We start from the raw sequence: 17545 nt of genomic DNA, 5'->3' as shown, positions 1-17545 counted from the left end.
GATCGCGAAACGACAAAAGTGCTTGGCGTTTTGTGCGTCGCACTCTATAACTCGAATTGTGAGGCGTCGCTGACGCCTCTGCCCTTCCTGGGCGTTTCCTCCCTAATGAACTGCCGGGCCCTCGGGTCCGGCTTTTTTTTGGCCTGCGCCCTTAGCGCATCGCGCAGGCGCTCGCTAGCTCGATCGCGCGACTCCGATTATAGAACGGAGCATGAACTTCGACTTCGTGCTCATCGCCCTTATCGCCGCCCTTGTCGCGGCCGCGCCCGCGATCGCCTGGGCCCTGATGGAGCGAGGCCGCGCCAACCGGGCCGAGGGCCGAGCCTGGGACCTGCAAGACGCCGCCGCCCGCTTGCGGATGATGGAGGAGCAGAGCGCCAAGAACTCCGCCTTCCTCCAGGCCGAGGCCGCCGCCACCATCGCCGAGCAGGTGATGAAGCGCGCCGACGAAACTTTCCATAATAGGGAGCAGCTCGCCCAGGCCCGCCTGGAAGCGCAGCTCAAGCCCGTCGCCGACACCCTGGCCAAGTTCCAGGAACAGGTCGTCGCCGTCGAAAAGACCCGCGCCGAAGAGAACGGCGGCCTGAAGGAGCAGATCAACCAGCTGCTCACCGCCTCGATCGCCACCCAGACCGAAGCTCGTAAGCTGTCTGCGGCGTTGCGTCGCGGGGCGGGCGTCCAGGGGCGCTGGGGTGAACAGACCCTGCGCAATGTGCTGGAGGCCGCTGGCCTCCATAACCGCTACGACTTCGATGAGCAGACCTCCACCGACACCGAGGAGGGCCGCCGCCGTCCCGATGTCACCGTGCGCCTGCCGGGCGGGGCGGTGTTCGTGATCGACGCCAAGTGCTCGCTCAACGCTTTCCTCGACGCCCAGGACGCGGTGGACGAGGCGACGCGCGAGGCCTGCTATGTCCGCCACGCCCAGAGCGTGCGGGCCCACATGCTGGGCCTGTCGGCCAAGACCTACTGGGACCAATTCAACCAGGGCTCGCCCGATTTCGTGGCGATGTTCATTCCGGGCGACAGTTTCCTGGCCGCGGCGCTGGAGCGCGCGCCCGAATTGATGACCGAGGCGATGGACCGCCGGGTGCTGGTGGTGACGCCGACCACCCTGTTCGCGCTCTGCAAGGCGGTGGTCTACGGCTGGCGGGTCGAGGAGCAGGCGGCCAACGCCCAGGAGATCTCCAAGCTCGGCCGCGAGCTCTACAAGCGCCTGTCGGTCATGGGCGGCCACGCCGCCTCGGTCGGGAAGGCGCTGGAGGCCGCCGTCGGCCGCTACAACCAGTTCGTCGGCTCGCTGGAGACCCAGGTCATGACCCAGGCCCGCCGCTTCGAGGACCTCAAGGTCGATCACGAGGGCAAGGAAATCCCCGAACTCGCGCCGGTCGAGACCGGGATCCGCCCGCTGACCAAGCTCGCGGCCGATGACGGTGAAGCGGTCTCCGGACACCTCGCCGCCTTGACGGCAAAGGGTCGCTGACCTACCTGCGTTCGTATGGCCATACGTGAAATCCTCGTCGTTCCCGATCCCGTCCTGAAGCTGGTTTCCGAGCCGGTCGAGAAGGTCGATGACGATCTGCGCGCGCTGATGGATGACATGCTCGAGACCATGTACGACGCCCCCGGCATCGGCCTGGCCGCCATCCAGATCGGGGTGCCCAAGCGGGTCATCGTCATGGACATCGCCGGCCCCGACGATCCCAAGGCGCCGCGCTATTACGTGAACCCGGAAATCGTCTGGGCCTCGGACGAAACCGCGCCCTACGAAGAGGGCTGCCTCTCGATACCCGACATCTATGACGAGGTCGAGCGCCCGGCCCGAGTGAAGCTGAAGTACCTGAACTATCAGGGCGAGGAAGTGGTCGAGGACGCCGAGGGCCTGTTCGCCGTCTGCATCCAGCATGAGATGGACCACCTCGAAGGCGTGCTCTTCATCGACCACCTCTCGCGCCTGAAGCGCGAACGCGCGGTCGCCAAGGTCAAGAAGCAGTTCCGCGCAGCCTAAGGCCGCGAGTTCATCGCCACCCATTCGAGGATCGCGGTGGCCGATTCCTCGGCGGACAGATCTGTGCAATCGAGTCTGAGCAGCGCATCGCCGCCGTCTTCCAGTAGACTCCAGTTTCGCCGATAGGCCTCCAGGGCCAGCGGGTCGGTCATCTTGCCGCCGCTGCGTCCTTCGGAGCTAAGCCGCCGGGCGTTTTCCTCGGGCGCGCAGTTCATCGAGATGACCAGGAACCTTGAGCCGCGGCGCGCCGCGAGACTGAGCATCGCTTGCCACATCTCCCGGCCCCAGTCGGAATCGCTGCAGGCGTTCGTCGTGACGACCGGAACCTGCGGCGGCAATGCCTCGACGCCGGCGAAGGCGACATCGCGCACACCTCGAGCCAGGCTGTCCCAGGCGGCCGATCGAAAGTCGGCAAGGGCGAAGGCCACATCGTAGATGGTGTGGTTGTCCAGCAGCCGACCGCCCAGGCGCTGAGCCATAAGGCGCCCTACGGTCAGCTTCCCCACGCCCGGATATCCGTTGAGGTGGATCATCATGCTCGCCACTCCGAAGCTTCGCCGTGACAGTGCGGGCGGCGCTAGTCGGCCGCAAGGATCGCGTCGCCGAGGTCCACCGCGCCGGCCAATGACAGGTTGGAATGCGGCTGCTATTGTCGGGCTTGGCGCGGCCTCCTCGGCGCCGCTGAGCAATGGGGAGATTTCCCATGCCGGAATTTGTCATTGAGCGGAACATGCCCGGCGTCGGGGCGCTGGGGCCAGATGACCTGAAGAGCGCTTCTCGGACCTCGTGCCTGGTGTTGAACGAGCTGGGGCCCGCCATCCAATGGGTCCAGAGCTACGTCACCGCCGACAAGATTTACTGCATCTATCGCGCGCCGAGCGAAGACCTGCTGCGCGAACATGCCCAGAAGGCCGGATTTCCCGCCAACGCCATTTCCCAGGTCCAGACGATCATCAGCCCGACCACGGCCGAATAGGGTTCGGCGGCGGCAATGGTGTCGCTCGCCGAGCCGATCCTCGCTAGCGTCATGTGATGGACCTTGATCTCGCCCTTGCCCGTTTCGACGCCGAAGTCCGCGCCCATCCCGCGCCGCCGGCCGGGATCGTCGTGGAGCGTCGGGGCGGGTTGGTGCTGCTGACCGGCGGCTTCAACTATGTCTCGGCCTGGGACCTGACGACGCAGACCATGGGCGCCATCGTCGCCGAACAGGCGGCGTGGTTCCGGGCGCGGGGCCGGGAGTTGATGTGGCGCATCTATGATCATGACGGTCCGCCGGGCCTGGCCGCCTGCTTGTCGGAGGCTGGCTTCGAGCCCGACCCGCCGGGCACATTGATGTTCTTCGATCTGGCTCAGGAACTCGGCGCGGCCCCGGTTGACGGGGGCATGGTGCGAAGGGTGCGGACGTCGAGCGACCTTGATGGCTTTCTCAGCGCCGCCGGCCTGGCCTTCGGCCAGGAGGAGCCCTGGCAACGCGAAGCGTTCGCCAAGCAATTGGACGATCCCGACATGGCGCTGTTCGTGGCCTGGATCGACGGGCGGGCGGTCGCGTCGGCGCGGCTGGAGATGGCGGCGGGCAGGTCGTTCGGGTTGCTGTTCGGGGGCGGCGTCGCGCCCGCGCATCGAGGCAAGGGCCTCTATCGCGCGCTGGTGGCCGCGCGGGTCCTGGAGGCGAGGGCGCGAGGCTTGGCCTATCTCAGCATAGAGGCGCGCGACACCAGCCGGCCTATTCTAGAACGGCTCGGCTTCGTCCCGGCTGGCCGGGAAACGACCTGGACGCTACGCGCCTAGCGCGGAGCGGTCCCTCTGGGAGCTGTTCCCAGGAGGGGCGCCTGGGCGGGGTTAGTTCGTCGGCGCGTCCGGGGCCGGGGTGGGGGCGGTCGCGTCGTGGATCGCGGCCTTGGTGTCACGTGCGGCTGCGCGAGCCGCGCCCTTGGCCTGCACGGCGGCGCCCTTGGCTTGGACCGCCGCGCCCTGGGCGGCGGTCACGACCCGTTCACGCGTTTGCTGCGCCGCCGGACCCGTCGCAGCGGCCCTGGTTTCAGCCGCGACGTTCGATGCGGCGGCCTTGGCCTCGACGGCGGCCTTTTCTGCGGTGGCCTTGGCTTCGGCGGCGGCGCGGTCCGCGGTGGCCTTGGCTTGCTCCTGCTTGGCCTCGGAACAGGCCGAAAGGCCCAAACCGGCGACGGCGAGGCTGATGATCATGAGGTTGCGCATTGAGGTTCTCCCTACCCGAACTTGCAGTTGAACGGCCAAGCTTGCGTGTGGTTCCTAAAATCGTCCTTCACGTCTAAACCGAATGCAATGCGTATCGCCTTTCTTGGAACTCCCGATTTCGCCGTCGCGACTCTCGATGTCTTGGTTCAAGCCGGGCACGATGTCGCCTGCGTCTATTCCCAGCCGCCGGCCCCCCGAGGGCGCGGCCAAGCGCTGAAACCTTCGCCTGTCCAGGCCTATGCGCAGGAGCGCGGTATCCCGGTGCGCACGCCGGTCTCGATGCGCGATCCCGATGAGATCGAAGCCTTCGCGGCCCTGAACCTCGACGCCGGCGTGGTGGTGGCGTTCGGCCAGATCCTGCCGGCGGCGGTGCTGGACGCTCCGAAACTGGGCTGCTTCAACCTGCACGCCTCGCTGCTGCCGCGCTGGCGGGGCGCCGCGCCGATCCAACGGGCGATCATGGCCGGCGACAAGGTGACGGGCGTCGAGGTCATGCAGATGACCGTGGGCCTGGACGAAGGCCCCGTGCTGTCGTCGGAAAGCGTCAGCATCGAGGCCCTGGAGACGGCCGGGACGCTGCATGACCGGCTGGCGGAGGTGGGCGCCGGCCTGCTGGCGCGCACCATGGCCGCCGTCGAGCGCGGGCAGACCAGCGCCACGCCGCAGCCGCAAGAGGGCGAGACCTACGCCAAGAAAATCCGCCCTAAGGAGGCGAGGATCCGCTGGGCCAAACCGGCGCCCGAGGTGGATTTCAAGATCCGCGGGCTCTCGCCCTTTCCCGGCGCTTGGTTCGAACTGCCGACTGAGAAGGGTCCGTTGCGCGTGAAGGCGCTGTTGTCACGTCTCGAGGACGGCGCGGGCGCGCCTGGCGTGACGTTGGACGACGCGCTCTTGATCGCCTGCGGCGAGGGGGCCGTGCGCCTGCTGCGCGTGCAGCGCGAGGGGCGTGGACCGCAGGACGCCGAAACCTTTCTGCGCGGCCTGGCCGTGCCTGCTGGGACCCAGCTCGACTGATGCCGCGTTACCGCCTCACGATCGAATATGACGGCCAACCCTATAAGGGCTTCCAGGCGCAGGAGAGCCTGCCCTCGGTGCAGGGCTCCATCGAGCGCGCGGTGAAGGCCTTCAGCGGCCAGACCTTGCGCCTGCAAGCGGCCGGCCGCACCGACACCGGCGTCCATGCGGCGGGTCAGGTCATCCATATCGACCTCGAACGCGACTGGCGCCCTGAAGTCGTGCGCGACGCGCTGAACGCCTATCTGTCGCCCGAACCTATCGCGGTGATCGACGCCGTGGTCGCCGAGGGCGACTGGCACGCCCGGTTCTCGGCGACCGAGCGGCGCTACATCTACCGCATCCTCAACCGCAAGAGCCCGGCCGCCCTGGACCGGGGCAAGGTCTGGCACGTGAAGAAGCCGCTGGACGCCGAGGCGATGCACGTCGCGGCCCAGGCGCTGATCGGCAACCACGACTTCACCACCTTCCGCCACATGCAATGCCAGGCCAAGTCACCGGTCAAGACCATGGACGTGGCCCGGGTCTGGCGCGAGGGCGAGCAGGTGCTGCTGGAGTTCGCCTCGCGCTCCTTCCTGCATCGCCAAGTCCGCTCGATGACCGGAACCCTGGCCGAGGTTGGGATCGGACGTTGGAGCGCCAGCGACGTGAAGGCCGCGCTTGAGGCCCGGGACCGCAAGGCCTGCGGTCCGGTGGCGCCCGCTGACGGGCTCTATCTGATGGGCGTGAAGTACTGAGTGACGAGGGGGCTTAGCTGAAGGCGGCGAAGTAGCGTTCGATCACGCGCTCATAGACCCGCTGCAGATCGCGGATTTCCTCGACCGGCGCGCGTTCGTCGATGGCGTGCATGGTCTTGCCGACCAGGCCTAGCTCGACCACGGGGCACAGGTCGCGGATGAAGCGGGCGTCGGAGGTGCCGCCAGTGGTGGAAAGCTCGGGCGCGGCGCCTGAGACGTCCTGGACGGCGGCGGCCACGAGGTCGGTGAAGGCGCCCGGTTCGGTCAGGAAGGCCTCGCCGCTGATCACGGGCTCGACCTTGATAGTTCCGGCGAAGCCCTCGGCGGCCTTGGCGGCTTCGGCCTCGATCCAGGCGGCCAGTTCGGCGCCCTTGTGGGATGGGTTGAAGCGGATGTTGAGGCGGGCCTTGGCCTGGGCCGGAATGACGTTGGTGGCGCCGTTCGCCACGTCGACCGTGGTGACCTCCAGGTTCGAGGGCTGGAAGCCGGTATAGCCCTCGTCCAGCACATGGTTCTGCAGCTTGGCCAGCAGGTCGATCAGCACCGGGATCGGATTGGCGGCGCGGTGCGGATAGGCGACATGGCCCTGGCGGCCGTCGACCGTGATCCAGGTGTTGATCGAGCCGCGCCGGCCGATCTTGATCATGTCGCCGAAGGTCTCGGCGCTGGAAGGTTCGCCGACGATGCAGTGGTCGAGGATCTCGCCCTCCGCCTTCAGCGCCTCGACGACCATCTTGGTGCCGTGGGTGGCCACGCCCTCTTCGTCGCCGGTGATCAGGAAGGACAGCGAGCCCTTGACCTGGCCCGCCGCGATGGCCTTGCCGGCGGCGGCGGCGAAGGCGGCCACCGCGCTCTTCATATCGACCGAGCCACGGCCGATCAGCATGCCGTCGACGATCTCGGCGGCGAAGGCCTCGCGGCTCCAGGCCTGGGCGTCGCCCACCGGCACCACGTCGGTGTGACCGGCGAAGCAGAGGTTGGGCCGTGCGGTCCCGTAGCGGGCGTAAAGATTCTCGATCTCACCAAAGCGCATCCGCCGGCAGGTGAAGCCCAGCCCCTCCAGGGTGCGCTGGACGATGTCCATGGCGCCTTCGTCGGCGGGGGTCACCGACGGGCGGCGGATCAGTTCCTGGGTCAGGGCGATGGGGTCGAGATCGGACATGGGATGCTGGTAACCGGGGGCGCGGCGCGGAGCAATGGGGCGAGCCTGGCGGCATGCGGGGCGCAACGCTCGGAATGGGTAGGGGAGGGGCTTCTGGCAGCCCGAAATGGGAAGCAACAGTCTCGACCCGGCACGGTGGATGCCGGACTACTCATCGCCGTCGGGGCCGAAGTCATGTTGATGTTATTTCGCAAAAGTATCGCGCCGCCACCGCCGCAACGGATCGAGAGCATCTCTGATCTTCTCGCCTGGTGCGGGGCGGGCCGCCGCAGCGAGACCTTTGTGCGTGATGGCGTTCGCAAGCCGCCGCCCCAGGTTTCGGCCAGCGACCATCTCTACTTCGCCGCCCGCCTGGTCGCCGCTGATGGACGCCAGCAGGTGATGCAGTACGCCTTCGTGGACGATCGCGGGAACGTCGCGTTCAGCGCCTTCGTTCGTTCAACCAGCCCGGTGATGATGTACGGGGGCGCGGCCAGCGAGGACCTGCTGGTCGAGCCGATCAGCGACGCGTTGTTCGGAGAGCTGGCGGTCAGGCTGTGCGCGGGGGCGACCCTGGTCGGCTTCCACCGGGTGCTGCAGGCCGGCATGTTGCCCGACCAGGCCGTGGCCGGCGCGGCCGGCGCAGAGTGCGCCTGGCGACGCTTCCAGGCGGTCGCCCGTCAGCGCGGTATCGGGCTGTCGCGTCGCGAACCGCTGACGCTGAACGATTGCCTGGAGAAGCTGGGGCTCGCGCCCCTGGAGTCCGAGGACGCCGCGCTGCGCGCCCTCGCCATCCGCGCCTTGTGGCGCAAGCTCGACGGGGTCGACTAACGGCGGCTATTTCTCGACCAGCGCCGTGTCGCCCAGCAGGGGCTTCAGGTCGTCGAAGAACTGGCTGGCGTCATAGGCGTCGCCGAGCGTGAAGAGACCGTCGCCCTCGCGGACGAGGTAGCCCCGTTCAACCAAGGCCAGCAGCTTGCGACGCGCGGTTTCACGCGGGATCTGAGTGATTTCGGCCAGGCTGAGCGCGTTCAGGCCGCGACGGCGGCGGAAGGTCTGCGGCGGACGCGGTCCGCGCGGCATCGCCTCTGAAAGCTCGGCCAGCAGGAAGATCAGGTAGAGCAGGCACTGGTCCAGGTCGCCGTCGAACTTCGAGCGGATGCGGACCAGCGCGGTCGAGAGGTGGCCGCCCCAGCGGTAGTAGGACCGCATGGTCTCCACATCGAGCGAGTTGGACGAGGCCTCGTCGGCGGCTTGCTCGCCGCGGGGCTTGGATGAGGCTACGACTTTGAGCGAAGGCGCTGGATTCATGGTGCGGGCCTTGCATTAAAGTTAATTCGAGTTAACCGTGTTGTCAGCAACAGTCATTCTCTCGCTCAAAGCAGCAGAGACTTCCCAGCCAGGAGTTCTGCTATTTCAAACGGTAGCTTGGTTACGCTGCGTAGTGCGGTGTTCAGTGGGTAAGTTACTGATTCGCCTGTTGGGCGAGAAGCGATTGCTATGGTAAACGCTCGTCGAGAGTCGGGTTGTGGGTGTTTTCCTGTGGATGACTTGTCTCCGGAGGCGCTAGGCGGTCGCCGGAACCCCCTCAAAATCAAGGCGCATACGAAAACAGGCCCGCGAGCGGGCCTGTTAGCGAATCAGTTGATGGTCTGTGGAGGACGCGGGGACGCGTCCCGCGCGATCAGTCGCGCAGCAGCTCGTTGATCGAGGTCTTGGACCGGGTGCGTTCGTCCACGGTCTTGACGATGACCGCGCAGTTGATCGAGGGCAGGCCCTCGCCGAACGGGCTGGGCATCGAACCCGGCATGATCACCGAATAGGGCGGCACTTCGCCCATGAAAACTTCGCCGGTCTTGCGATCGACGATGCGCGTGGTCGAGGTGATGAAGGTGCCCATCGACAGCACGCTGCCCTCGCGAACGATCACGCCCTCGGCGACTTCCGAACGCGCGCCGATGAAGCAGTTGTCCTCGATGATGGTCGGGTTGGCCTGCAGCGGCTCCAGCACGCCGCCGATGCCGGCGCCGCCCGAGAGGTGCACGTTCTTGCCGATCTGGGCGCAGGAGCCGACCGTGGCCCAGGTATCGACCATGGTCCCCTCATCGACATAGGCGCCGATGTTGACGAACGACGGCATCAGCACGGTGTTGCGAGCGATGAAGGAGCCGCGGCGGGCCACGACGCCGGGTACGGCGCGGAAGCCGGCGGCTTCGAACCGGGCGGCGTCCCAGCCGGCGAACTTCGAGGGGACCTTGTCCCAGTAAGGACCGGGGGCCGGAGCGTCCATCAGCATGTTCGGGATCAGGCGGAAGGACAGCAGGATCGCCTGCTTGGCCCACTGGTGGGTGGTCCAGACGCCGTCGTCGCCGCGAGTGGCGACGCGTAGGGTCCCGGCGTCCAATTGGCTCAGGGTCTCTTCGACGGCTTCGCGAACGGCGCCTTGGGTTCCGGTGTTGATATCGGCCCGAGCTTCCCAGGCGGCTTCGATCACGGACTTCAGGTCGTCGGACATCAGTTGGCTTCCTTGAGGCGCGCCGCCGTCAGGAACGGCGTCAGCTTATCGGTGCGGTGGTGGACGAAAGGTGCGGTGGAGGCGAGCGCGGTCGGTCCGACCAGGACGGTGGTCATGCCCAGGTCGGCCGCCGGTTTCAGATTGCGCTCGGAATCCTCGAAGAACGAGGTGGTGGCCGGGTCCAGGCCGTGGGCGTCGATCATGCGCTGGAAGCCAAGCGGATCGGGCTTGGGCGTGAAGCCGAACGAATTGATGTGGAAGACGTCGTCGAACAGGTCGCGCAGGCCCAGGTGAGCCAAGACCCGCTCAGCATGAGTGTCGCCAGCGTTGGTGAACACGAACCTGCGGCCCGGCAGCTTGGTCAGGACGGCCAGGAGTTCGGGATCCTCGGCCAGGGCTTCCAGCGAGAGGTCGTGGTGCAGCGCGAAGAAATCGGCCGGGTCGGCCCCATGATTACGCATCATGCCGATCAGGGTCAGGCCGTGCTCGGCGTAGTATTTCTTCTGCAGCGCATAGGCCTGATCGCGCGGCAGGCCGGTGACGTTCTCCACGAAGTCGGTCATGCGGCTCTCGACCTGGCGCATGAACCCGGATTCCTCTGGGTAGAGGGTGTTGTCCAGGTCGAAGAGCCAGGTGTCGATGTGCGAGAGGTCGGGCCTCATGCGCTGATGAGCGTTCCCGAGCCGTGCTGGGTGAAGAGCTCGGTCAGCATGGCGTGCGGGCGACGGCCGTCCAGGATGACCACGGCCTCGACGCCGGATTCCACCGCCGCGATGGCGGTCTCCAGCTTCGGGATCATGCCGCCGGTGGCCACGCCCGAGGTGATCGCCTGCCGAGCCTCGGTCACCGTCATCTGGCGGATCAGTTCGCCATTGGCGTCCAGCACGCCGCGCACGTCGGTGAGCAGCAGCATGCGCTTGGCGCGCAGGGCGCCGGCCAGGGCGCCGGCCACGGTGTCGGCGTTGATGTTGTAGGTCTGGCCCTCTTCGGAGACGCCGATCGGCGCCACGACGGGGATGTAGTCCTGGTCGGCGTAGATCAGCGCCTCGATCAGCTTCGGATCGATGGCGGTGGGCTCACCGACAAAGCCGAGATCGACGGCCTGTTCGATCTGGCTGTCAGGGTCTTTCTTGGTGCGGACCGCCTTCTCGACGGTGATCAGCCGGGCGTCCTTGCCCGACAGGCCCACGCCGCGCACGTCGGCTTCGGAGCCGGCCAGGGTGATCCAGTTGGCGATCTCTTTGTTGATCGCGCCCGACAGCACCATCTCGGCGACTTCCATGGTCGCTTCGTCGGTCACCCGCAGGCCGTCGATGAAGGTCGACTTCACCCCGGCCTTGTCGAGCATCCGCGAGATCTGCGGGCCGCCGCCGTGCACCACCACGGGGTGGCAGCCCAGCATCTTCAGCAACACGGCGTCGGCGGCGAACAGCCGCGCGACGGTCTCCTCGCCCATGGCGTGGCCGCCGTATTTGATCACCACGACCTCGCGGTCATAGATCTGGATATAGGGCAGGGCCGTGGCCAGGGTCTTCGCGGTGGCCCAGCCCTGTTCTTCGGCGTCGTCGGTCAAGGCTTACGGCCCTCCAAGAGCCTCTCGCGGCTCCAAATCGAAGAGTTAGGACGCGCCAGCCGCCGAACTCGGCGTCCAGGTTCGGCCATCGCGCCCTAGTCGGAGCGCTCCGATAGCGGACCCTGGCCCGCCTGTCACCGCCTCGACGCGTCATGAAGGGCAGCGAGGTGTTGAAGCGGCCCTAGAAGGCGGCGATCAAAGGGCCACTTCGGGCAGCAGCAGTTCGAAGTGATCTTCCACCGCACGGTAGCATTCGCATGCCGCGCGCTCGAGGCCGCGCCGGTCTATGACCTCGACCCGCCCGCGTTGGCGGCGCAGAAGGCCCTTGGCCTCCAGGTTCTGGATCACGGCCGTGACCGTCGTGCGCTGGACGCCGAGCATTTCCGCCAGGGCTTCCTGGGTGAGCTGGATGATCTGGTCTCCAGCCCTATCGTGGGTGGCCAGCAGCCAGCGACAGCAGCGTTCCTCGACCGAGTGCAGGGCGTTGCAGGCTACAGACTGCATCATCTGCGCCAACAAGGCGTCGGCGTAACGGGCGAACAGTTCGCCGAACCGCGGCGAGGCGTCCTTCACGTTTTCCAAGGTCGCAGTCGGAACGGCGAGCGCCGCGCCGGCGATCTGGACGACCGCGCGGCCAAAGGCGGGCTTGTTGCCGGCGCTGACGATGCCGCCCACCGCGCCCTCACGGCCGATGGTGGCCGCCTCGATCTCATGGCCGTCACGAGTGATGATCAGCAGCGAGACCATCGTCTTGTGGGCGGGGAAGTAGGTGGTGGTGACGTCGTCGCCCGGCTCGAACAAGACTTGCCCACGATTGAGCATGACCACCTCGAGATGTCCGCTGAGCAGATCGAAGTCCGCTCCGCGCATGGCGGCGAGCAGCCGGTTGGCGACCCGCGGTTGGATGGCCAATGGCTTCCGCTCCGAAGGCGGATCGACGGCGCTGATGCTCATGCTTTGACCTCTTACCCGACCATACGCCGCAGACGGGCCGGCGCATACAACGGGCCGCGCAGCTTCACCGTCGGGTTCACGACGCTGTTTGCCGGGCATCAGATCGAGCGGGCCACGACCTCCTTCATGATCTCGGATGTGCCGCCGTAGATGCGCTGCACGCGGGCGTCGCGCCACAGCCGGGCGATGGGGTACTCGTTCATGTAGCCGGCGCCGCCATGCAGTTGCAGGGCGATGTCGCAGGCCTCCCATTGCAGTTCGGTGTGGAACAGTTTGGCGGCCGAGGCCTCGGACGCGGTCAGCTCGCCGGCCACGTGGCGGGTGATCGCCCAGTCGAGGTGAGCCCAGCCGACTTGCAGCTTGGTCTTCAGGGCCGCGAGGGTGAAGCGGGTGTTCTGGAAGTCGAAGATAGACTGTCCGAAGGCCTTGCGCTCCTTGGTGAACTTCACCGCCTCGTCGAAGGCTCGTTGAGCACCGGCCTGACCGGCGACGGCGATCTGCAAGCGCTCCTGCGGCAGTTGGCCCATCAGGTAGGCGAAGCCCCGGCCTTCCTCGCCCAGGCAATTGGTGATCGGCACTCGGACGTCATTGAAGAACAGTTCGGAGGTGTCGGCCGAGTGCTGCCCGACCTTGTCCAGGTTGCGGCCGCGCTCGAAACCTTCGGCGCCGCGCTCGACCAGGATCAGCGAGATGCCCTTGGAGCCGAGCGTGGGATCGGTCTTGGCGACCACGATCACCACGTCGGCGTTCTGGCCGTTGGTGATGTAGGTCTTGGAGCCGTTGACGACGTAGTGGTTGCCGTCGCGCCGGGCGGTGGTCTGCACGCCTTGCAGGTCCGAACCCGTGCCCGGCTCGGTCATGGCGATGGCGGTGATGATCTCGCCGGAGATCATGCCGGGGAGGAAGCGCTTCTTCTGCTCCTGCGAGCCATAGTTGATCAGGTAGTCGACGGTGATGTCGGACTGCAGGGTGACGCCAGCCGAGGAGCCGGCGTAGGCGAGCTCCTCGCCGATCACCGCGTTGAAGCGGTAGTCCAGCTCCAGGCCGCCATATTCCGATGGGACCTGCGGGCAAAGCAGGCCTGCCGCGCCATAGGCCTTCCAGAACTCACGATCGACGATGCCCTCGGCCTCCCACCGATCGAGGTGGGGATAGAGCTCCTTGTCGAAGAACTTCCGGACCTGGTCGCGGAACAGCTCGAGATCGGCGTCATAGGCCGTGCGGCCGGCGGTGGAGAGCATGGTGACTGGCCCTGTGGTTAGACTGGGCCAGTTGTTCCACGCGGGGCGTTCAGCGCAAAGCGTGACCCCGCGTCAGATGTCGCCAGAAGTCTAAGGGTGGACCGCGCAGGCGGTCATGATCTCGGCCCGTAGTTCGGCCAGGCCGTCGCCTTTTTCCGAGGACGTGGCGAGCACGCGCGGGAAGGCGGCTGGGCGCTTGGCGATCGCGGCCTCGGCCTTGATGCGCGCCGCCTCGACCTCGTGCGGCTTCATCTTGTCGGCCTTGGTCAGGATGATCTGATAGGAGACCGCCGCCTTGTCAAAGGCGTCCATCGGCTCCTTGTCGACTTCCTTCAGGCCGTGACGGGCGTCGATCAGCAGATAGGCCCGCTTCAGGTTCGCCCGGCCGCGCAGGAAGTCGCGGCCCAGGTTCTGGAATTTCTTCACCGTGACCTTGGAGGCCTTGGCCCAGCCGTAGCCGGGAAGGTCGACCAGCCGCAGCTTGTCGTCGAGCACGAAGAAGTTCAGCTCGCGGGTGCGGCCCGGCTCGTTGGAGGCGCGCGCCAAGCCCTTGTGGCCCACCAGTCCGTTGATCAGCGAGGACTTGCCCACGTTGGAGCGGCCGGCGAAGGCCACTTCTGGCAGGTCGCCCGGCGGCAGGCCGTCGATGGCGACGGCCCCCATCATGAAGGTGGCCTGGCGTGCGAACAGCACGCGGGCCTCCTCCAGCTGTTCGTCGGTGAAGAGCGGGTCTTCGTTCACTAGGCGGCCTTCGACTTGTTGCCGCTGAGCTTGGCGATGATCTGGTCGATAGGATTGTCCACCTTGAAGCGGCGCATGATCACGTACTGCTGCAGCACCGTGAGAACGTTCGACCAGGTCCAGTAGATCAGCAGGCCGACCGCGAACGGGGCCATGATGAACGTGAACATGATCGGCATGAGCTGGAATATCTTCTGCTGCATGGGGTCGGCCTGCGGCGGGTTCATGGCCGTCGAGAGGTACATGGTCATGCCGTAGAGCAGGGCTAGCGGGCCCAGGTGCAGAAGGTCGGAGTTCAGGAAGCCGCCGATGACTGGGATCGTCGCCGGATTGTAAGGCAGCAGCCCGAACAGGTTCCAGATGGTCAGCGGGTCGCGGGCCGAGAGGTCCTGGATCCAGCCGAAGAACGGCGCATGCCGCATTTCGATGGTGACCGTCAGCACCTTGTAGAGGCCGTAGAAGACCGGGATCTGCACCAGCATGGGCAGGCAGCCCGTCAGAGGATTGATCTTTTCTTTCTGATAGAGCGCCATCAGCTCTTGTTGCTGCTTGGCCGGGTCCTCCTTGAGGCGCTTGCGCAGCTCTTCGACCTGCGGCTGCACCTTCTTCATCTTGGTGAGCGACTCGTAGCTCTTGTTGGCCAGCGGGAAGAAGATGAGCTTCACCGCGACGGTCAGCAGCAGGATCGCGATCCCGAAGTTGCCGACGTGGCGATAGATGAAGTCGAGGAAGGCGAACATCGGCCGAGTGATGAACCAGAAGTTCCCCCAATCGACGGCCATGTCGAAGTGCGGCACACCCAGCTTGGTTTCGTAGTCCTTCAGCACCGGAACCGTCTTGGCGCCGGCGAACAGGCGGGTGGTTTCGGTGATCTGGCGGCCGGCGGGAATGACCCGCGGCTGGCCGATATAGTTGGCCTCGAAAATGTCGGTCTCGCCGGCCCGGGTCATCCGGTACTGGCTTTGGATGCGTTCCTTTTGATCGGGGATCATGGCCGCGAGCCAGTACTTGTCGGTGATGCCGGTCCAGCCGCCCGTGGAGGCGATGGTCGGGCCGCCGCCGTCCTTGAGCCACTTGGCGTACTTCACCTGGCGCAGTTCGTCGCCGAGCCAGCCGATCGCGCCTTCATGGACGATGTGGATCTTGCCCAGGCCCGCCGGGATGCCCTGGCGTTGGACAGAGCCGTAGGGGGCGAGCGTCACCGAGCCTGCACCGGTGTTGGCCACGGTGTCGGTCACCGTGAACATGAAGCGGTCGTCCACCTCGATCTTACGGGTGAAGGTCAGGCCCTGGCCGTTGCTGGTGCGCAGGGTCACCGGCTGGCCGGGCGCGAGGGTCGAACCCTCGACCACGTTCCAGACCGTGTCGGCGGTCGGCAGGCCAGGCAGATTGGCGCCGGTCCAGCCGAATTCGGCGAAGTAGGCGTAGCGCGAGCCCTCGGGGCGCAGCAGTTCCACCGGCGGCGAGGTCTTCTCGACCGTCTGGCGGTAGTTCTTCAGGAACAGATCGTCGATCCGCGCGCCGCGCAGGGAGATCGAACCGGCGAGGGCCGGCGTGGCGACCGGGATACGGGCGCTGGCCGCGGCGGCTTGCTCACGCGAGACGACCACCGTTCCCGGTGTCGCGGCGGGCAGCGCGCCAGGCTTCTGAGCCTCCACGGCGGCGGCCTTGTGACGGACCATGTCGGCGTTGCGCCGCTTGGTCGCGGGGTCAACGACCAGGAACTGGTAGGCGATCAGGATCAGAACCGCGCTGACCACGAAGATGATCGTATTGCGGTTGTTGTTCTCTTGCATAAGGACGCGCGCTCAGGCGGAGGGGGAAGGAGGGGGGCGCGGCGAGGCGCGGGACGGGCTGTCGCTATCGGCCGCGAGGCTTATCAGCGCGCTTTTCACATCGTCAAGCAAACGCGGCCACGGGCGCGTCGGCGCGCCGTTGCGGGCGATCAATACATAGTCAAAGCCAGGCTTGGCGAGTTGCGGCAAAAGCAGCCTGGCGGCTTCACGCATGCGCCGCTTGGCGCGATTGCGGACCACCGCCCCCCCGACCTTACGGGTGGCCGTGAAGCCAACTCTGATCAAGGGGGTGTCGTCGGCCCGATTGCGGGCCTGCAGAACAACCGCGCCTTTGGCGCACGAAACAGCGCGCGCCGCGGCGAGGAAATCAGGGCGCTTTTGTAAGCGCTCGATTTTTGGGGGGGCGTCGGTCATGACCGACACCTAAGCCGTCAAGACGTAACGTCTTAGGCGGTCAGGCGCTTGCGGCCCTTGGCGCGACGGCGAGCCACAATCTTGGCGCCGTTCTTCGTCGCCATACGGCTGCGGAAACCGTGACGACGAGCGCGCACCAGTCGGGACGGTTGGAAAGTCCGCTTCACGTGATTAGCTCCGGCTCGAAAACAAGGCGCGCTTCCTAGGTTAGGCGGCCGGACGTGTCAACCGTCGCGACCTCCAACACGCGCTATTCCGCATGCTTTGAGCGTTCGAAGCAGCATTAATGTGATCCGCGACGCTCGTCACCCCTCTCGGAGCGGTCAGGCGAGGGTCAGAATCACCGGCCCGCGTTTCGTCGCCACCAAGGTGTGTTCGTACTGCACGGTGGGCTCGCCGCCGGGCGGGGTGAGCGTCCAACCGTCGTCCAACTCCTCGACCCAGTCCGCGCCCAGCGACAGGAAGGGTTCGATGGTGAAGACCAGGCCCTCGTGAATGCGGCGGCGATCGCCGGGCTCCCACCAGGTCGGGATTTCACCCGGATCGTCATGCAGCGAGCGGCCGACGCCATGGCTGGCGAGGTTCTTGACCAGACTGTAGCCGTGCTTGTCGGCGAAGGTCTCGATGGCCTTGCCGATCTCGTTAAGCTTGCCGCCAGGACGCACGGCGCGGATGCCGCTCCACATCGCGCGGCGGCCGTCGCGGCACAGACGCTCGATCTTCTGTGTCACCGGCGGGACGGCGAAGCTGGCGCCGGTGTCCCCGAAGAACCCGTTCAACTCGGCCGAGACGTCGATATTGACTAGGTCGCCGGCGGCGATCTTGCGATCGTCGGGAATGCCGTGAGCGCAGTCGGGGCCGACGGAAATGCAGGTCGCCCCGGGGAATTTGGAGGTTAGTTCCGGGGCCGAGCGGGCGCCCTCCAGCTCCAGCATCTGGCGGCCCAACTGATCAAGCTCGCGGGTGGTGATGCCGGGCTCCAGGGCCTTGCCCATCGCCTCCAGCGTCCGCGCCACCAATCGGCCAGCGGCCTTCAGGCCTTCGAGTTCTTCTTCTTTTTCAATGGTCATCTTGAACTCTGTTCCTACAGATCGGGCCGCACGATGGTCTTGCCGACCACCTTGCGGGTCGCCAGCGAATCGAAGGCGGCACGCCATTCGCTGAGCGGATATTCGTGGTCGACGCGGGGCTTCATCT

At 66.4% G+C, this 17545-nt stretch carries 21 protein-coding genes; 7 read left to right on the top strand and 14 right to left on the bottom strand.

Features of this window, described 5'->3' with window-relative positions:
- Positions 1-211 precede the first annotated feature (211 nt).
- The gene (locus Q7T84_RS11135) at positions 212-1483 is read left to right on the top strand and encodes a DNA recombination protein RmuC (RefSeq protein ID WP_304808752.1); all 1272 of its coding nucleotides are present in this window, start codon (positions 212-214) and stop codon (positions 1481-1483) included.
- Between the two features lie 15 nt (positions 1484-1498).
- Positions 1499-2008 carry a peptide deformylase gene (def, locus tag Q7T84_RS11130; protein WP_304808750.1) on the top strand — a complete coding sequence of 170 codons (510 nt, stop codon included), beginning with the start codon at positions 1499-1501 and terminating at the stop codon, positions 2006-2008.
- Here the strand turns inward: def and Q7T84_RS11125 are convergent.
- A complete protein-coding gene (locus Q7T84_RS11125) occupies positions 2005-2544 on the bottom strand; it encodes an AAA family ATPase (protein ID WP_304808748.1) in 540 nt (179 codons plus the stop codon). The two genes, def and Q7T84_RS11125, sit on opposite strands and share 4 nt — an antisense overlap.
- A 167-nt stretch (positions 2545-2711) precedes the next feature.
- Here Q7T84_RS11125 and Q7T84_RS11120 point away from each other — a divergent pair, with 167 nt between their 5' ends.
- Both Q7T84_RS11120 and Q7T84_RS11115 read left to right on the top strand, forming a co-directional pair.
- A complete protein-coding gene (locus Q7T84_RS11120; RefSeq protein WP_304808746.1) occupies positions 2712-2984 on the top strand; it encodes a DUF4242 domain-containing protein in 273 nt (90 codons plus the stop codon).
- Between the two features lie 56 nt (positions 2985-3040).
- A complete protein-coding gene (locus Q7T84_RS11115; RefSeq protein ID WP_304808744.1) occupies positions 3041-3796 on the top strand; it encodes a GNAT family N-acetyltransferase in 756 nt (251 codons plus the stop codon).
- 51 nt (positions 3797-3847) lie between these two features.
- Here the strand turns inward: Q7T84_RS11115 and Q7T84_RS11110 are convergent, their stop codons facing one another.
- Positions 3848-4222 (bottom strand): hypothetical protein, encoded by a 375-nt coding sequence (locus Q7T84_RS11110; RefSeq protein ID WP_304808742.1) that lies wholly within the window; start codon positions 4220-4222, stop codon positions 3848-3850.
- An 87-nt stretch (positions 4223-4309) separates the two neighbouring features.
- Here Q7T84_RS11110 and fmt point away from each other — a divergent pair, with 87 nt between their 5' ends.
- Together fmt and truA are read left to right on the top strand one after the other, a co-directional pair.
- Positions 4310-5236 carry a methionyl-tRNA formyltransferase gene (gene fmt / locus Q7T84_RS11105; RefSeq protein WP_304808740.1) on the top strand — a complete coding sequence of 309 codons (927 nt, stop codon included), beginning with the start codon at positions 4310-4312 and terminating at the stop codon, positions 5234-5236.
- Positions 5236-5973: a tRNA pseudouridine(38-40) synthase TruA gene (gene truA / locus Q7T84_RS11100; RefSeq protein WP_304808738.1), complete on the top strand. Its 738-nt coding sequence runs from the start codon at positions 5236-5238 to the stop codon at positions 5971-5973. Before fmt ends, truA begins: the two co-directional genes overlap by 1 nt.
- 13 nt (positions 5974-5986) lie before the next feature.
- Here the strand turns inward: truA and dapE are convergent, their stop codons facing one another.
- On the bottom strand, positions 5987-7135 hold the full coding sequence (gene dapE, locus Q7T84_RS11095; protein WP_304808736.1) for a succinyl-diaminopimelate desuccinylase: 1149 nt from the start codon (positions 7133-7135) through the stop codon (positions 5987-5989).
- Positions 7136-7315: 180 nt separating this feature from the next.
- Here dapE and Q7T84_RS11090 point away from each other — a divergent pair, with 180 nt between their 5' ends.
- On the top strand, positions 7316-7945 hold the full coding sequence (locus Q7T84_RS11090) for a hypothetical protein (RefSeq protein ID WP_304808734.1): 630 nt from the start codon (positions 7316-7318) through the stop codon (positions 7943-7945).
- 6 nt (positions 7946-7951) lie between these two features.
- Here the strand turns inward: Q7T84_RS11090 and Q7T84_RS11085 are convergent, their stop codons facing one another.
- The 11 genes from Q7T84_RS11085 to map all read right to left on the bottom strand — a co-directional run bounded on the left by Q7T84_RS11085 (position 7952) and on the right by map (position 17418).
- Positions 7952-8425, bottom strand: a complete 474-nt coding sequence (locus Q7T84_RS11085) for a hypothetical protein (RefSeq protein WP_304808732.1) — start codon at positions 8423-8425, stop codon at positions 7952-7954.
- Positions 8426-8798: 373 nt separating this feature from the next.
- Positions 8799-9629 (bottom strand): 2,3,4,5-tetrahydropyridine-2,6-dicarboxylate N-succinyltransferase, encoded by an 831-nt coding sequence (gene dapD, locus Q7T84_RS11080; RefSeq protein WP_304808730.1) that lies wholly within the window; start codon positions 9627-9629, stop codon positions 8799-8801.
- Positions 9629-10291 carry a pyrimidine 5'-nucleotidase gene (locus tag Q7T84_RS11075; protein WP_304808728.1) on the bottom strand — a complete coding sequence of 221 codons (663 nt, stop codon included), beginning with the start codon at positions 10289-10291 and terminating at the stop codon, positions 9629-9631. Before Q7T84_RS11075 ends, dapD begins: the two co-directional genes overlap by 1 nt.
- On the bottom strand, positions 10288-11202 hold the full coding sequence (gene argB / locus Q7T84_RS11070) for an acetylglutamate kinase (RefSeq protein ID WP_304808726.1): 915 nt from the start codon (positions 11200-11202) through the stop codon (positions 10288-10290). Before argB ends, Q7T84_RS11075 begins: the two co-directional genes overlap by 4 nt.
- Positions 11203-11397: 195 nt before the next feature.
- Positions 11398-12156 carry a Crp/Fnr family transcriptional regulator gene (locus Q7T84_RS11065; RefSeq protein ID WP_304808724.1) on the bottom strand — a complete coding sequence of 253 codons (759 nt, stop codon included), beginning with the start codon at positions 12154-12156 and terminating at the stop codon, positions 11398-11400.
- Positions 12157-12254: 98 nt separating this feature from the next.
- A complete protein-coding gene (locus Q7T84_RS11060; RefSeq protein ID WP_304808722.1) occupies positions 12255-13397 on the bottom strand; it encodes an acyl-CoA dehydrogenase family protein in 1143 nt (380 codons plus the stop codon).
- Between the two features lie 90 nt (positions 13398-13487).
- Positions 13488-14138 (bottom strand): ribosome biogenesis GTP-binding protein YihA/YsxC, encoded by a 651-nt coding sequence (gene yihA, locus Q7T84_RS11055; protein ID WP_304808720.1) that lies wholly within the window; start codon positions 14136-14138, stop codon positions 13488-13490.
- Positions 14138-15934 carry a membrane protein insertase YidC gene (gene yidC / locus Q7T84_RS11050; protein WP_304808718.1) on the bottom strand — a complete coding sequence of 599 codons (1797 nt, stop codon included), beginning with the start codon at positions 15932-15934 and terminating at the stop codon, positions 14138-14140. The genes yihA and yidC overlap by 1 nt, the downstream gene beginning before the upstream one ends.
- Positions 15935-15946: 12 nt before the next feature.
- On the bottom strand, positions 15947-16348 hold the full coding sequence (gene rnpA, locus Q7T84_RS11045) for a ribonuclease P protein component (RefSeq protein WP_304808716.1): 402 nt from the start codon (positions 16346-16348) through the stop codon (positions 15947-15949).
- Between the two features lie 32 nt (positions 16349-16380).
- Positions 16381-16515 carry a 50S ribosomal protein L34 gene (gene rpmH / locus Q7T84_RS11040; protein ID WP_056731898.1) on the bottom strand — a complete coding sequence of 45 codons (135 nt, stop codon included), beginning with the start codon at positions 16513-16515 and terminating at the stop codon, positions 16381-16383.
- A gap of 156 nt (positions 16516-16671) precedes the next feature.
- Entirely contained in the window at positions 16672-17418 is a 747-nt protein-coding gene (gene map, locus Q7T84_RS11035) for a type I methionyl aminopeptidase (protein WP_304808712.1), read from the bottom strand.
- Positions 17419-17545: the final 127 nt, after the last annotated feature.

The sequence above is a fragment of the Phenylobacterium sp. genome (assembly GCF_030654915.1).
In the GTDB taxonomy this organism is placed as follows: domain Bacteria; phylum Pseudomonadota; class Alphaproteobacteria; order Caulobacterales; family Caulobacteraceae; genus Phenylobacterium.
Note: the sequence above shows the minus strand (reverse complement) of the source record. Positions and strands in the feature narration are given on the sequence as shown.